The organism is Microcoleus sp. D2_18a_B4, from assembly GCF_036702475.1.
In the GTDB taxonomy this organism is placed as follows: Bacteria; Cyanobacteriota; Cyanobacteriia; order Cyanobacteriales; family Microcoleaceae; genus Microcoleus.
The window spans coordinates 1-13,950 of sequence record NZ_JAUBTL010000028.1 but is presented as its reverse complement, the minus strand read 5'-3'; the positions used below and the strand labels follow the sequence as shown (position 1 = coordinate 13,950).

The 13,950-nt window shown below is 47.0% G+C and carries 12 protein-coding genes; 9 read left to right on the top strand and 3 right to left on the bottom strand.

Annotation, left to right across the window (positions count from 1 at the left end):
• Positions 1 to 375 precede the first annotated feature (375 nt).
• The 4 genes from QUB04_RS17170 (at position 376) to QUB04_RS17155 (ending at position 7,644) form a co-directional block, all read left to right on the top strand.
• A complete protein-coding gene (locus QUB04_RS17170; RefSeq protein WP_333286118.1) occupies positions 376 to 5,556 on the top strand; it encodes a PAS domain S-box protein in 5,181 nt (1,726 codons plus the stop codon).
• Between the two features lie 21 nt (positions 5,557 to 5,577).
• Complete coding sequence (gene xylB, locus QUB04_RS17165) at positions 5,578 to 7,023, top strand: xylulokinase (RefSeq protein ID WP_333286117.1); 1,446 nt, start codon at positions 5,578 to 5,580, stop codon at positions 7,021 to 7,023.
• A 246-nt stretch (positions 7,024 to 7,269) separates the two neighbouring features.
• Positions 7,270 to 7,464 (top strand): hypothetical protein, encoded by a 195-nt coding sequence (locus QUB04_RS17160; protein ID WP_333286226.1) that lies wholly within the window; start codon positions 7,270 to 7,272, stop codon positions 7,462 to 7,464.
• Positions 7,465 to 7,494: 30 nt separating this feature from the next.
• Positions 7,495 to 7,644: a hypothetical protein gene (locus QUB04_RS17155; RefSeq protein ID WP_333286115.1), complete on the top strand. Its 150-nt coding sequence runs from the start codon at positions 7,495 to 7,497 to the stop codon at positions 7,642 to 7,644.
• Between the two features lie 176 nt (positions 7,645 to 7,820).
• Here QUB04_RS17155 and QUB04_RS17150 read toward each other — a convergent pair whose 3' ends face one another.
• Genes QUB04_RS17150 through QUB04_RS17140 form a run of 3 tightly spaced genes read right to left on the bottom strand, consistent with a single transcriptional unit; the run spans position 7,821 to position 9,429 of the window.
• A complete protein-coding gene (locus tag QUB04_RS17150) occupies positions 7,821 to 8,636 on the bottom strand; it encodes an FkbM family methyltransferase (protein ID WP_333286112.1) in 816 nt (271 codons plus the stop codon).
• A complete protein-coding gene (locus QUB04_RS17145) occupies positions 8,578 to 8,913 on the bottom strand; it encodes a hypothetical protein (RefSeq protein ID WP_333286111.1) in 336 nt (111 codons plus the stop codon). Before QUB04_RS17145 ends, QUB04_RS17150 begins: the two co-directional genes overlap by 59 nt.
• A 9-nt stretch (positions 8,914 to 8,922) precedes the next feature.
• Positions 8,923 to 9,429 carry a hypothetical protein gene (locus QUB04_RS17140; protein ID WP_190746025.1) on the bottom strand — a complete coding sequence of 169 codons (507 nt, stop codon included), beginning with the start codon at positions 9,427 to 9,429 and terminating at the stop codon, positions 8,923 to 8,925.
• A 137-nt stretch (positions 9,430 to 9,566) separates the two neighbouring features.
• On the opposite strand from QUB04_RS17140, the gene QUB04_RS17135 reads away from it, so the two are divergent.
• The 5 genes from QUB04_RS17135 to QUB04_RS17115 form a co-directional block, all read left to right on the top strand.
• Positions 9,567 to 9,809, top strand: coding sequence for a hypothetical protein (locus QUB04_RS17135; RefSeq protein ID WP_333140736.1), 243 nt, complete (start codon positions 9,567 to 9,569; stop codon positions 9,807 to 9,809).
• Between the two features lie 310 nt (positions 9,810 to 10,119).
• Complete coding sequence (locus QUB04_RS17130; protein WP_333286108.1) at positions 10,120 to 11,202, top strand: ATP-dependent 6-phosphofructokinase; 1,083 nt, start codon at positions 10,120 to 10,122, stop codon at positions 11,200 to 11,202.
• Positions 11,203 to 11,477: 275 nt separating this feature from the next.
• On the top strand, positions 11,478 to 11,912 hold the full coding sequence (locus tag QUB04_RS17125) for a thioesterase family protein (RefSeq protein ID WP_333286106.1): 435 nt from the start codon (positions 11,478 to 11,480) through the stop codon (positions 11,910 to 11,912).
• Positions 11,913 to 12,000: 88 nt separating this feature from the next.
• Entirely contained in the window at positions 12,001 to 13,599 is a 1,599-nt protein-coding gene (locus QUB04_RS17120; RefSeq protein ID WP_333286104.1) for a slr1306 family protein, read from the top strand.
• Positions 13,600 to 13,621: 22 nt separating this feature from the next.
• Positions 13,622 to 13,950, top strand: a 329-nt coding sequence (locus QUB04_RS17115; protein ID WP_333286103.1) for a hypothetical protein, incomplete at its 3' end; no start/stop codon positions are given.

The following is a 13,950-nucleotide window of genomic DNA, read 5'->3' as shown; positions in this document are numbered from 1 at the left end:
GACAAAAGAGGGATACAGCGTATTCCAGGTTTATGAAGTACACCGCGCTCTCACGCCCGTTTCTTTACAGTTCTCGCATCATTACTGATTCTGTTGCTCGAAACCCGGTTTCTGGCGCCCTACATCTACATGGAATTTGCTGTATTTGACACTGCCACGGCTGCACTACGTTAAAGCCGTGGGATTCTCCCGTCTAGCCCACCTCTATGTCTACGAGTGCAAAGGGAAATTCAGCCCCCAATACAGCGCAATATTTATTGATGTCATTCTTGCCTATCTTCCCTATCGCCAAAGCATCTATCTTAAGGCAGATTCTCCTGAGTGAGTAACTCAGGTTCAATGGAGAAGACCGTGTATGTATACGGATGAATCTGGATGAAGCGCGACGCGACAGGCAAGTTTGTTAGCAATTGGAACTCGGAGACGAAACAACGAGTGAGCGTATCTCTGACTAATACAGCATGGCGATCGCTCGATAAAGAGGCTCACAGGCGAGGAATTTCTCGCTCTGAAGTCATTGAACGCTTTGCCCGCACTCTTGAAGGCGAACAGTTGATTGCTGCCCAAGAAACTGAGGGCAAGGTAGCAACAATTCTGGAAAGCATTACCGATGCTTTTGTCGCCTTCGATCGCGACTGGCGCTACACCTACGTGAATCGGGCGGCGGCTCAAATCCTGCACAAAACACCAGAAGAGCTACTGGGAAAGCACGTTTGGAATGAGGTTTTTCCTGAGCTGGTTGGTGCAATTCCCTATCGAGAACTCCATCGGGCAATGACGGAACAGGTTCCTGTTTCCTGGGAAGAATTTGGGGAATCAGTCCAGCGTTGGATAGAGGCGAAGGCCTATCCTTGGAGTGCAGGAGTAGCAGTTTATTTTCGCGATATTACAGAACGCAAGCAAGCAGAGGCAGAACGAGAACGGTTATTGCACGAGCTTGAAATTGAACGCGCCCGATTTGAAGCCGTTTTACGACAAATGCCTGCGGGTGTAATGATTGCCGATGCAGCATCTGGTAAGTTGGTTCTGGCCAACGAACAAGCTAAGCAGATTGTTGGATATGGCTACGAACCATCGGTTGAGCTTAACGAATATGATGCCCTCGTTTCATACATTCCACTTCGTTCTAATGGTCAACCCTATGCCCATGAAGATATGCCCTTAGCGCGATCGCTAAAAACAGGTGATGTCGTTACCAACGAGGAGATGAAAATTGAGCGAAATGATGGTAGCCGCATTTTCATTAACGCCAACTCAGCACCGATTTTAGATAAGCAGGGGCAGATTGTTGCAGCCGTTGTTATCTTCCAAGACTTGACGGATTACAAACAAGTTGAACAGGCATTACGAGAGAGCGAAGAACGCCTGCGATTGGCACTGACGGCGGCTCAGATGGTGGTCTGGGATATGGATTTGCCGACCAATCAGGTCGTGTGTTCTGCTAATGCTCTAGACGTTTGGGGTTTTCATGAAGGCACAGGAGAAGATTTTTTTGCACTCATTCATCCAGACGATCGACAACGGGTGATCCAAGCAGCCCAACGGGCAACTGCAGTCGAACAGTCCTACGCACAGGAGTATCGGGTAATTAGTCCAGACGGCGTTATGCGCTGGCTCAACAGTCAGGGACAAGTTTATCTGGATGAAACGGGGCGAGGAGTTCGCATGGTTGGCGTTTCGGTTGACATCACAGAACGCAAACAGATCGAAGCAGAGCGCGATCGCCTTTTAAAACGAGAACAATCTGCCCGACGGTCAGCAGAAAGCGAACGCAAGCGGTTGCATGACATCCTGATGCAATTGCCGGCCATGATAGGAATTGTTAAAGGTGCCGATCTTGTGTATGAATTTGCCAATCCAACCTATCAGCAAGGGACTGGGCGCACTCCAGACATGATCGGGAAATCAATGCGGGATGTTTTCCCGGAACTAGAGGGGCAAATTTACTTTGATGTCATTGAGCGCGTTTACCGGACGGGAGAAACATTTATTCGGAATGAATCGCCTGCTTACTGGGATAAAAACGGTGATGGTGTGTTGGAAGAGGGATTTTTCAACTGCATCTGTCCGCCTTGGCGGGATGCAGAGGGAACCATTCAAGGCGTGTTGATTTATAACGTTGAAGTGACAGCCCAGGTGCGGGCAAGGCAACAAATTGAACAACTGCTCAAGAACCTCCAGCAGAAAGAAGAAATTCAACAATTCCTAATCGAATTGAATGAGGGGATTCGTGCCATTCAAGACCCCAAAGAAATTATGTGGCAGGTGGTTTGTGCTACAGGGCAACACTTTAGTGTCACTCGCTGTACCTACGGCGAAATTGATCCAACGCAGGAATATGTCATTGTCGATCGCGATTATTGCAATGGTGTAATCAGCGTGGTGGGTAGACATCACCTAGATTCGTTTGGCCCTGAACTCATTGCTGAATTAAAGCAGGGCAGAACAATTGTCGTGGATGATGTCGATCGCGATTCTCGGACTGCCGGAGTTGGGGCGGCTGCCTTCGATGCAATCCAAACCAAGTCTCTGCTATGTGTTCCCTTGGTGAAAGAGGGGAAATTTGTCGCATTGTTGGTGTTGCACCATGTCTCTGTTCGCCACTGGACGGAGGAAGATGTGGTGCTGATGGAGCGAATTGCTGAAAAAACCTGGCTAGCCGTGGAGCGATCGCGGGCAGAAGAGGAATTGCGAGAAAGTGAAGCTCATCTGCAACTGGCGCTGAAGGTCGGACGCATGGGAACGTGGGACTGGGATATGCAGACCGATGCCTTGCTTTGGTCAGAAGGACATTTCATGGTACTCGGTCTGCAACCCAATGAGTCTGAACCCTGCTATGAGGTTTGGGCAAGTCGGGTTCATCCTGATGACCTAGCACAAACCAATGCAAAACTTCAGCAAGCCATAGCAGACAAGAAGGAGTATCACCATGAACATCGCCTGCGTTGGCCTGATGGCTCCATTCACTGGGTGGAAGCGAGAGGACAGTTTACTTATGATTCTCAGGGAAATCCCAAGCACTCGATCGGAGTTGTCATTGATATCACAGAACGCAAGCAAGCAGAAGAGGCGTTGCGTCAAGCCCTACAAAAGCTCAACTTCCATGTTGAAAACTCTCCAATGGCAGTCGTTGAATGGAATCGAGACTTTCAAATCATTCGCTGGTCTGCTGGTGCAGAGCGGATTTTGGGCTGGAGGGCCGAAGAAATTCTGGGCAAATCTTTAACAGAGATACCTTTTGTCTTTGAGGAAGACCTGGAATCGGTGACTGAAGTCTGCCAACGGCTGGTCTATGGTGAAGAACCCCATATTTTTTCATACAACCGCAATTACACGAAAGATCGCAACATTGTGCATTGCGACTGGTATAACTCCAGTCTCAGGGACGAATCGGGACGGATGATTTCGGTGCTATCGCTGGTGCTGGATGTGACGCAGCGCAAGTATGCAGAACAAGAACGAGAACAACTGTTAGAACGCGAGCGCCTCGCACGATCGGAAGCCGAAGCCGCACAGCGCCAACTGGAAACCATCTTTGAAACATCACCCATTGGACTTGCTCTGTTAGATTCCGAGCAGCGATTTATTGCTATTAACGAAGCATTAGCAGAAATTAATGGATTAACCCGCGAGCAACACTTAGGCTATTCAATTCCAGATATTTTTGGTCAATCCGATCCAAAATTAGTTGAAGTCTTCCATCAGATTTACGCCACAGGGAATCCTTTCATTTCACCCAACTTTGCAGTGAATGTTCCCGGACGCGGAGATCGCCGTCCCGGTTACTACAACGTTTACTATCTTCCAACTGTTAACTCAAATGGTCAGGTCGAAGGGGTTCTAGTCTATGTGGTAGATGTGACGGAACGGGTGCAGTTAGAGCTTGCCCAACGCTTTCTCTCTGAGGCAAGTGCGGTGCTGGCATCCTCACTCGATTATCAAACTACTCTAGAGCAAGTCGCGCAGCTTACAGTGCCGGAATTAGCTGACTGGTGTACGGTTCACATGATAGAAGAGGATGGTGCGATCGAGCAGATTGCTGTTGCTCACATCGACCAGGCTAAACTGGAATGGGCATATCAGATTAGAGACAAGTATCCGCTGAACCCGGATGACCCTCGCGGTGGTGCATACACCTTGCGAACTGGGCAATCTGATTTCGTGCCGGATATTCCCGATGAACTATTGGTACAGGCAGCGCGTGATTCAGAGCATTTAGAGATGCTGCGGCAGGTTGGATTCAGCTCTGTAATGACGGTGCCACTAAGGACTCAGGCACGAATTCTAGGGGTCATTTCCTTTATCTGTGCCGAATCTGGACGACGGTATACCTCAGCAGATTTGCAACTGGCAGAGGAATTGGCGCGTCGTGCTTCCTTGGCGATCGACAATGCTCAATTATACCGATTGGCTCAACGCGATCGCGCAAAAGCAGAAGCCGCTAACCGAATTAAAGACGAATTCTTGGCTGTGTTGTCCCACGAGTTGCGATCGCCCCTCAATCCGATTCTGGGCTGGACAAAATTGCTACGAGGTGGGCGACTCGATGCCACAAAAACCCAGCAAGCCCTGGAAACGATCGAACGCAACGCCAAGCTGCAAGCTCAATTAATTGAGGACTTGTTGGATGTCTCGCGCATTCTGCAAGGAAAAATGACCTTAAACGTCGCGAGTGTGAATCTAGCAGCAACGATTGAAGCCGGTCTGGAAACGGTACGACTGGCAGCCGAAGCCAAACACATTCAAATCCAGACCAGGTTTAATCCTATTTCAGGAACGGTTTCAGGTGATACGAATCGCCTCCAACAGGTAGTCTGGAACCTCCTTTCCAATGCTGTGAAATTCACCCCAGCCGGAGGACGAATCGAGGTGCAACTAGAGCAAGTTGGCACCTATGCTCAGATTCAAGTCAAAGATACTGGAAAAGGCATCAGTCGAGACTTCTTACCCCATGTGTTTGACTACTTCCGTCAAGAAGATGGCACAACGACTCGACAATTTGGCGGATTGGGATTGGGGCTGGCGATCGTCCATCATTTTACCGAACTGCATGGAGGAACGGTTCAAGCAGACAGCTTAGGACAGAACTTAGGGGCTACATTTACCATCCAGCTACCGTTAAACCTCGTAGAGGCGGAATCCTCTTCTGATGACAGACACCCAGAAAGTGCGGCAGACTTAGCAGGTATTCAGGTCTTGGTTGTGGACGACGATGCAGATATGCGGGAGTTGGCAGCATTCACCCTGATGCAATCTGGCGCACAAGTTACGACAGCCGCTTCCGGTGCACAGGCGTTGACTCTCCTGAATCAATCTCTCCCCGATCTGCTGTTATGTGACATTGGGATGCCAGAGATGGATGGTTATGCCCTGATTCGGCAAATTAGAAAGTGGTTCCCTGAACAGGGCGGCACGATTCCTGCGATCGCACTTACTGCCTATGCTGGAGAAATCAATCAGCAGCAAGCCTTAGCAGCAGGATTTCAGATGCATATCTCCAAGCCTGTTGAACCTGATGAATTGGTAAAAGCGATCGCCCGTTTACTGAGACACTAAATGATTTGAGGATTAGCTATCATGCTGCTTGGCATAGATTTAGGAACAGGCTCTGCTAAGGCATTGCTCCTAGCGACAGACGGAACCACTATAGGTGAAGCATCAACATCCTATCCTGTTCATGCACCCCAACCTGGATGGGCTGAGTCGGAACCAGAAGATTGGTGGTTAGCTGTTGCCTCGGCTGTTAGGAAGGCAGTGGGAAATCATGCCGATCGAGTACAGGCGATCGCACTTTCAGGGCAAATGCACGGTGTTGTCCTAGCTTCGGAGTCGGGTCAGCCTCTGCGTCCTGCTATCCTCTGGGCAGATACTCGCTCTAGTGCCACGCTTAACACTTATCATTCGCTCGATGCCGCTATTCTAGAGCGCTTGGGCAACCCGATTACGGCTGGAATGGCGGGCCCCACTTTGTTGTGGCTACGAGAACACGAGGCTAATGTTTACACCGAAGCGCGTTGGGCACTCCAGCCCAAAGATTGGCTGCGGTTACGGATGACAGGAGAAGTCGCAACGGAACCATCTGATGCTAGCGGTACTTTGCTTTACGATGTTGTGTCGGATAACTGGGCTGGGGATGCAATCTTAGCCCTGAATCTACGTGGTGATTGCTTACCAAAAATTATCCCCTCTAGTGCGATCTCCGGCTACCTAACAACTATTGCTTCAGAGCATCTTGGCTTAAGAGTTGGCTTACCCGTTATTGCTGGTGCGGCGGATACGGCAGCGGCGGCACTTGGTAACGGACTACTAGAGCCTGGTTTGGTTCAACTAACCATAGGCACAGGCGCTCAAATCATTACACCTCGATCGCAACCAATTATCGATCGTCATGGTCGTACCCATCTCTATCGAACCGCCCTCCCTAACCAGTGGTACACCCTTGCAGCAATGCAAAATGCCGGGTTAGCGCTTGAGTGGGTGCGAGGTATCCTCGGCTTAAGCTGGCAGGAAGTCTATACTAAAGCATTTTCTGTTCCCCCAGGATGTGAAGGGTTGACATTTTTGCCCTACCTCACGGGTGAGCGAACTCCACACCTTGATCCATATATACGTGGGGCATGGGTGGGGCTGGGACTTCATCACACACAGGCGCACTTGATGCGGGCAGCTTTAGAGGGAGTTGCTTTTGCCTTGCGACAAGGTTTTGAGGCACTTGAGGCAACAGGTTTTAAAGCGACAGAACTGCGTTTAGCTGGCGGTGGAACTGCAGAAATGCCTTGGAAACAATTACTGACCGATGTATTGAGAATACCCCTCTATGCAACTACAGTTGCTGCGGCTTCTGCGCGTGGTGCTGCTCTACTGGCGGGTATAGGAATTGGCATATACGCAGAGGCTAATGACACGAGCAAACTGGCAGCCACACCAACGCTTGCTGCAACTCCCCAATCAGTTGAGCCCACCCTAGAAGAGGCTTGGATGCGATATCAATCGCTTTATCCACGACTTAAAAAAATCGGATAGGAGTTATGGCTCAAGGAGGACGTGCTAGAAGCTATCTACAAATTATTCTTAAGCTAAGACTGCTTAATTTCAGTCTAATAAAAGAAGAAACTTTACTAACATAATAGGTACATATTACATCAATATAGTAAGTGGAATAAATCTTCCCAAATCAGCCGCTGCTTCTGATTTATACATACAGTGTAATGAATCTGCATCTATAAACTACCAGGAAGATGAAAAAAAGTTGTCTTAAGTCAGAGTGGTATTGTCTCCTCAAGTTCTTACTTCAATTCCTTTTACAAACTATTTTATACTAAATATACCACTCTTAGCTCTATCTACTATGTGCTAAAACTTGAAGGAGATTTTAAAGTTTCTGTTTACAGAGAAGTTAACGGAGAAAACAAAAGAGAAATTATATCGATTCCGGTTGCACTCCTTATCATTGTTGACTGTTGACTGTTGACTGTAGAAGGAGGAGTCAAAAAAATGAAAATTGAGCAATTATTTGTTGGCATCGGGATTCGACTTTACGCCCGACTTTCGCAGCGCGGATTTGATATCATTCCGGCCTTACTGCCGGAATTGATATTATTTCTGAACAGAACTTTGAGAAATGTCAGTTCTCAGAGGCTGTAAAAATATTACCAATAAATCTCCTTCAAAATGAAAATGCTGGCAGAATATACAGCAGATTGCCAGCTTATAGACGACAATAGCAGCATTTAGAAAACCCGTTTTTTAGAGGTTGAGGAGTAATTAAACAAGCGTGCGAAGTGCGACCAGGATTTGGTATCAGATGGAAGCAACTTGAGTTAAATGATGACATAATCTTCGCCCAAAACAGCTTGAGTGACCTGTGGTTCCGGCTCTACTGGGTCGCTGTAATGAGTCTCAATGTGTTGGATGAAACTTTCCCGATAAGCTTTGAGATGGGAGTTAAGTGCTTCGATATCCTGTTCTCCTGTCGCGTAACCCCTCTCTTTTCGGAAGTGACCGGATTCCTTAACAAAAGCCATGTCAACTTGCCACAAAGCTGAATCAATCGGGCGATATGCCAAATCAACTATATCGTAAGCGGCGAATCCTTGGGACTTCATAAAACTCATTACATCATACATCTGACCGAACAAAGTAACTTCTACAATTACATATTCAGTCTGCTGCAAAATCTCAGTTGCTCCCGCTAAAACATCTACTTCCTGTCCGTCTACATCAACTTTAATTAAATACGGGCCTGGCAAATTTCTTTCCCTGCATATTCCATCCAGGGTAATTGCTGGTATGTTTCTCAAATAAGGATTGCTGCTGTCAGTAACAGGATTTTCAGAAAGTGAAGAATGCACCATACCGGGACTGACGTTGAGGGTGAAAACTCCCGATTCTTTGGTCGCTGCAGCAATAATGTATTCTGCACTTTTGAGATGGCGGCAAATTTTGGCGAGGTAAGGTTCATTTTCGGCGATCGGCTCAATTAGCAAATGTCGCGCATCGGGGAAAGTTTCGTAAAGATTAAAAGTTCCTAATGCCGCACCGACATCAATCACAGTTCTTGGTTGAAAGCCTAACTTTTTAGCCAGCAGCAAGCTGCCGGACATCGAGTTTCTGAGAGTTCCTGTTTGTTGGTTCACAATTTTCTCCTGATTTCAATGTGGATAAAGTTAATATTATGTCTTGCAGCAGAGTTATTGTATGTCCGAATAAAGAAACGAAGCAATCGCAAACCTCGGCGATTGCTTCGTTGCGGATGGCAATGACAGAAATAGGTTTTAACTCAGATGTTGCACCATTGTCAATAAGCTTTTTATGAACAGGCAAGATGCCTGTTCCACAATATATAGTAAATTTTCTTGTGGAACAGGCATCTTGCCTGTTCTTGAGAATGGTGCCTGATGTGAGTTTTAACACAACCTGCTGCTATTTCGCCGACTTCTGCGCCTTGTTTTCCGGTTCTACAGATTGCAAAGCTTCGTCGAGAATTGCCCGCGCTTCTTCGGCTTTACTTCTAGCTTCTCGATAGCGGACGTTAGCTTGAGCAAAGTTTTTGAGAACCTTGAAACCATCTTTCAAACGACCAATTTCCTCGGCAGTCACAGCCTCATCTGTAAACAAAATGTCGATCGCCGCCCGGATTTTGAGTGCTTCTTCGCGGGATTCCATCACTTTCAATTTGAGACTTGCCAAATTGCTCAAAATCTGCACTGCTTCAGTAATCGCGTCCTCGCCTTCAGACGCAGCATCTTCGATATCCTTAACTTCAACAAACTGCTTGGGCCCAAATCCCTCCACGAGTTCCGTAGGCAGCTTGCCCTCATCCATGAGTTCCATCAGCCGATCCATCGCTTCTTCGCGGGCTTTGGCTGAATCTTTCCCTTTGACAGTTAAAATAATTTCGGGGCTTTGAGGAAGTGTATAGCGAACCATATTTTGACAGCCTGTGCGCGAAAACAATTGAATGATATTTTATCTTTATTCGATCGCCAGTTGCAGCTATCAATCCGCTCCATTACCAACCGCTTGCCAAAAGTTGACACATATACACTCAAAAGGAACCCTCGACAATGAAAGATAAATTTCTTAACTTGCTCAACTTGTTTTTAGTAGCTGATGTGTTTTTCGTCTTTGCCATTTTTGGGTGGTTTGTGATCGCAGTAGCAGGTCGATCGACTGGCGTGAATCTCGGTTTTGATTTGTGGTACAGTCTCTGGCAGCCCGTATTTAATCCCGCCCTCGGAATTCTTATGGGGGGTGCTATTCTCAGCGGTATAATTAACCAAGTTTCTAAACGCCTCAATCCCAAGTAAAATTGATGTTTTGTTGGAGACGGTGATTGGCGATGCTACTTAGTTGGCGATCGAACTTGTGGGATGCGTCAGAGATGAGGCACTCAATTAGGTCGATGAAGCTTGAAAATACATAAGTAGTCAAAAACGAGTGAAACGCCCCCCAAAGGAGCGATATCTTATGAAAGCTATCACAAAAGTTATGATAGCTTTACATTCTGTTACAAAGTAAAGTTTATTTTCGCTTACCTATTTACGTCTAAAATCAGGATTGGACGATCGGGATCTAAAAATATCAACTCATATTCAGAGTAACAAAAGTCGGGCAATTATGGGAGAACAAAAATGTATCGGTATCCTCACCAGCGGAGGTGACTGTGCAGGCTTAAATGCAGTTATTCGAGCCGTTGTCTACCGCGCAACGGGAACTTACAATTGGAAAGTCATGGGGATTCGTCAAGCCACCAACGGATTGATGAGCCGTCCCCCTGAAGCAATTCCGTTGGATATTGAGAAAGTAGACTCGTGGCTCACCATTGGCGGTACCATGCTAGGTACGACAAATAAGGGCGACCCTTTTGCTTTCCCGATGCCGGATGGGAGTCTACGCGATCGTTCTGACGACATTATCGAAGGCTATCATCAACTAGGTCTGGATGCTTTAATTGGCATTGGTGGCGACGGCAGTCTCGCCATTCTCAGGAAGATTGCTCAACACGGCAATTTGAATTTAGTGGCTATTCCTAAAACAATAGATAATGATGTCGGAATTACCGAGCGTTCCATCGGTTTTGATACGGCTGTCAATATTGCCACTGAAGCACTAGATCGCTTGCATTTTACTGCGGCAAGTCACAGTCGCGTCATGATTGTTGAAGTCATGGGACGCGACGCGGGACATATTGCGATCAGTGCCGGAATTTCTGGGGGAGCTGATATAATTCTGATTCCCGAAATCCCTTACAAAATTTCCCAAATTTGTGCCCAAATCCAAGAACGCCTAGACCGGGGAAAAAACTACTGTTTAATTATAGTAGCGGAGGCAGTTCGCACTGAAGAAGGCGAATTAGTAATGCACACAAATCGCTTAGGTCAAAGTCGATTAGGCGGAATTGGTCAGTATTTAGCGGATACAATTTCTGACTGCAGCGGTGCAGAAACTCGCGTCACTGTTTTGGGACATATTCAACGCGGAGGGACTCCTTCACCGCTAGAAAGGTTAATTGCTTCTGCTTTTGGCGTCGCAGCAGTTGATTTAATTGCCGAAGAGAAATACGACTGCATGGTATCTTGGCAAAAGCGGGAAGTTGTTAGCGTTCCTCTGGAAGATGCGATCGCCAAATACAGACCTGTAGACTTTGATGGTACTCTGGTTAAAACGGCTCGCGGTTTAGGGATTTGTCTGGGAGACTAAACAATTACCCGTCCGATTTCTCAAAGATTTAGTCCGGGACGCACTCAGAACCAAGAAACCGGGTTTTTCAACCGAGACTTAGGGTTTTAAGCCAGTGTATTGTCGTAAAAAAACCAAGGTGATGACCGTCTGTGCTTCTAGGACTAAGATTAACCTGGAAGCAGTGATGTTTTAACTATTGAGTGTAACTTGCAATCAGTTCTGAGCGAGTATCGACCCAGAGTGCGATCGCACTCGGAACTACAAAATACCGCAACAAGTGGAAAGGTGAGAAATTGACACCATTTACTACAGAAATTAGAGTGCGACATTATGAAATGGATGCTCTCGGTCACGTAAATAATGCTGTTTACCAGCATTATTTAGAACACGCTGCGATCGAACATTTAGAACATTTGGGATTTACACTCGATCGCTACCGGGAATTGGGCGGCGTCTTTGTAATGCGACGGATAGAGATTGACTATTTGCGATCGGCAGCCTCGGGCGATCGATTGGAGATATCCACTTGGATCGAACAAATGCGCGGCCCGCGCGCTGTCCGCCGCTACGAAATTCGCTTGGCTGGAAGTGACGAAATATTGTTAAAAGCAGAGGCGCTTTGGGTTTGGGTTGAAGTTACCACCATGCGCCCGCGAGCAATTCCCAAACAAATAATTGATATTTTTCAATCGCAGTTTCAAGCATTACCAACACCAACAAAAAATTAACTCTTATATTTGAAAAGTGCTGTAAAAATCTCCCCGTTTGTAGTGAGGGCTTGGGCCCAATATTCCCCATTTGTAGAAGTGCAAAAGGTTGATTGTCGCCGGGGCCGCAAATCCCGATCGCAAAAAGTCGGATCGCCCGCCTGCCAGTTTGGATGCCACAGAGGTACGATGGAATAGAGGGAGGGAGGCCAAGCCCGGTAAGGTTAAGCTTGGCGACAATACCCACAGGAAGGGAAAAATGACACTTAACTTGCGGCGACCGATTTTGATAGGCGGAATAGGACTTTCAGCAGCGCTGTGGCTGCTGGAAACTCTACAGCATTCGGGTTCAGAAATGGGCGAAACGGCACTCATCGGCTTGGCGGCTGCAGGTGCGGGGTATTGGTGGTGGAAGCAACAATCCCCCAAACTAGAACTCGCACTCCCGCAACCCCTGGCCAACAGGGAAGCAGCCGAAAAAGCGATCGCGGCTTCCGAAGCGGCAATTAAATTGCTAGCCTCAGAAGCTCCAAACTCCGCCGATCCTGCTAATCTAACAGCAAAGCTCGATCGGCTCAGAAGCGAATTAGATAGACAAGATTTACGGATTACCGTAACTGGTGGCAAAGCTGTCGGCAAAACTGCCTTAATTCAAGTTTTAAATTCTAATTGGGCCTCTCAAGACCCGCAAAAGCTTAGTTTACAAGAAACAGCAGCGCTGTTTGCTAATACAAATGCCGATGCCAAAATCAACGGTGATTTAGTGCTGTTTGTGACAGCGGGCGACATCACAGATTCCGAATTTAAAACATTATCTCAGCTAGCGTCCGCCGGTCAGCGCGTGTTGCTAGTCTGGAACAAACAAGACCAATATTTGCCAGAACAGCAGTCGCAGGTTTTGAACTCTTTGCAGCAGAAAATGCAAGGAATATTGGGGACAGAAGAGATAATTGCGATCGCAGCTTCTCCCAATTCTATTAAAGTGCGCCGCCACCAAGCGGACGGCACAGTTCAAGAACGCATCGAAAATCAAGTCTCTCAACTCGACGCGCTGACGGAAAGATTGACTAAAATCTTAACTGAAGAGCGGCAACAGTTGGTCTGGGCGAGTGCAGTGCGCGAGGCTGCAAGTATCAAGTTAGAGGCGAAAACCTTATTAAATGCGGTCAGGCGCGATCGGGCAATTCCCATTATCGAACAATATCAGTACATCGCCGCCGCCGCCGTCTTTACTAACCCGGTTCCAGCTTTAGACTTGCTAGCAACAACCGCCATCAGTACCCAACTCGTAATCGACCTCGGCGCTATCTACCAGCAAAAGTTTTCCTTAGACCAAGCTAAGACAGTAGCGGCAACTTTGGCAAGTCAAATGTTTAAATTAGGGTTGGTAGAAATGTCTACCCAAACTATTACTGGATTGCTGAAAAGCAATGCTGTCACCTACGTAGCCGGAGGCGCGGTGCAGGGAATTAGTGCAGCATATTTTACCAGAATAGCTGGACTAAGTTTAATTGAATATTTCCAAAGTCGAGAAGGGGAAAATGCTGCAATAGGCATTTTAAATGTCGACCAGTTGACTAAAACTTTGCAAGCAGTATTTACGCAAAATCAGCAAGTTTCTTTCTTGCAATCTTTCGTCAACCAAGTGGCGAGTCGCCTTTCCTCTCAGGTATCTGGGCCCGAAACCGTTAAGTCGGCGGTCAATTAAGTAAAATAAAGGAACAGGCAAGATGCCTGTTCCACAAGACAGTTTTTTTGTTGTGGAAGAACAGGCAAGATGCCTGTTCCACAAAATTTTTTTGTTGTGGAAGAACAGGCAAGATGCCTGTTTCACAAGACAGTTTTTTTGTTGTGGAAGAACAGGCAAGATGCCTGTTTCACAAGACAGTTTTTTTGTTGTGGAAGAACAGGCAAGATGCCTGTTTCACAAGACAGTTTTTTTGTTGTGGAAGAACAGGCAAGATGCCTGTTTCACAAGACAGTTTTTTTGTTGTGGAAGAACAGGCAAGATGCCTGTTTCACAAGACAGTTTTTTTGTTGTGGAAGAACAGGCAAGATG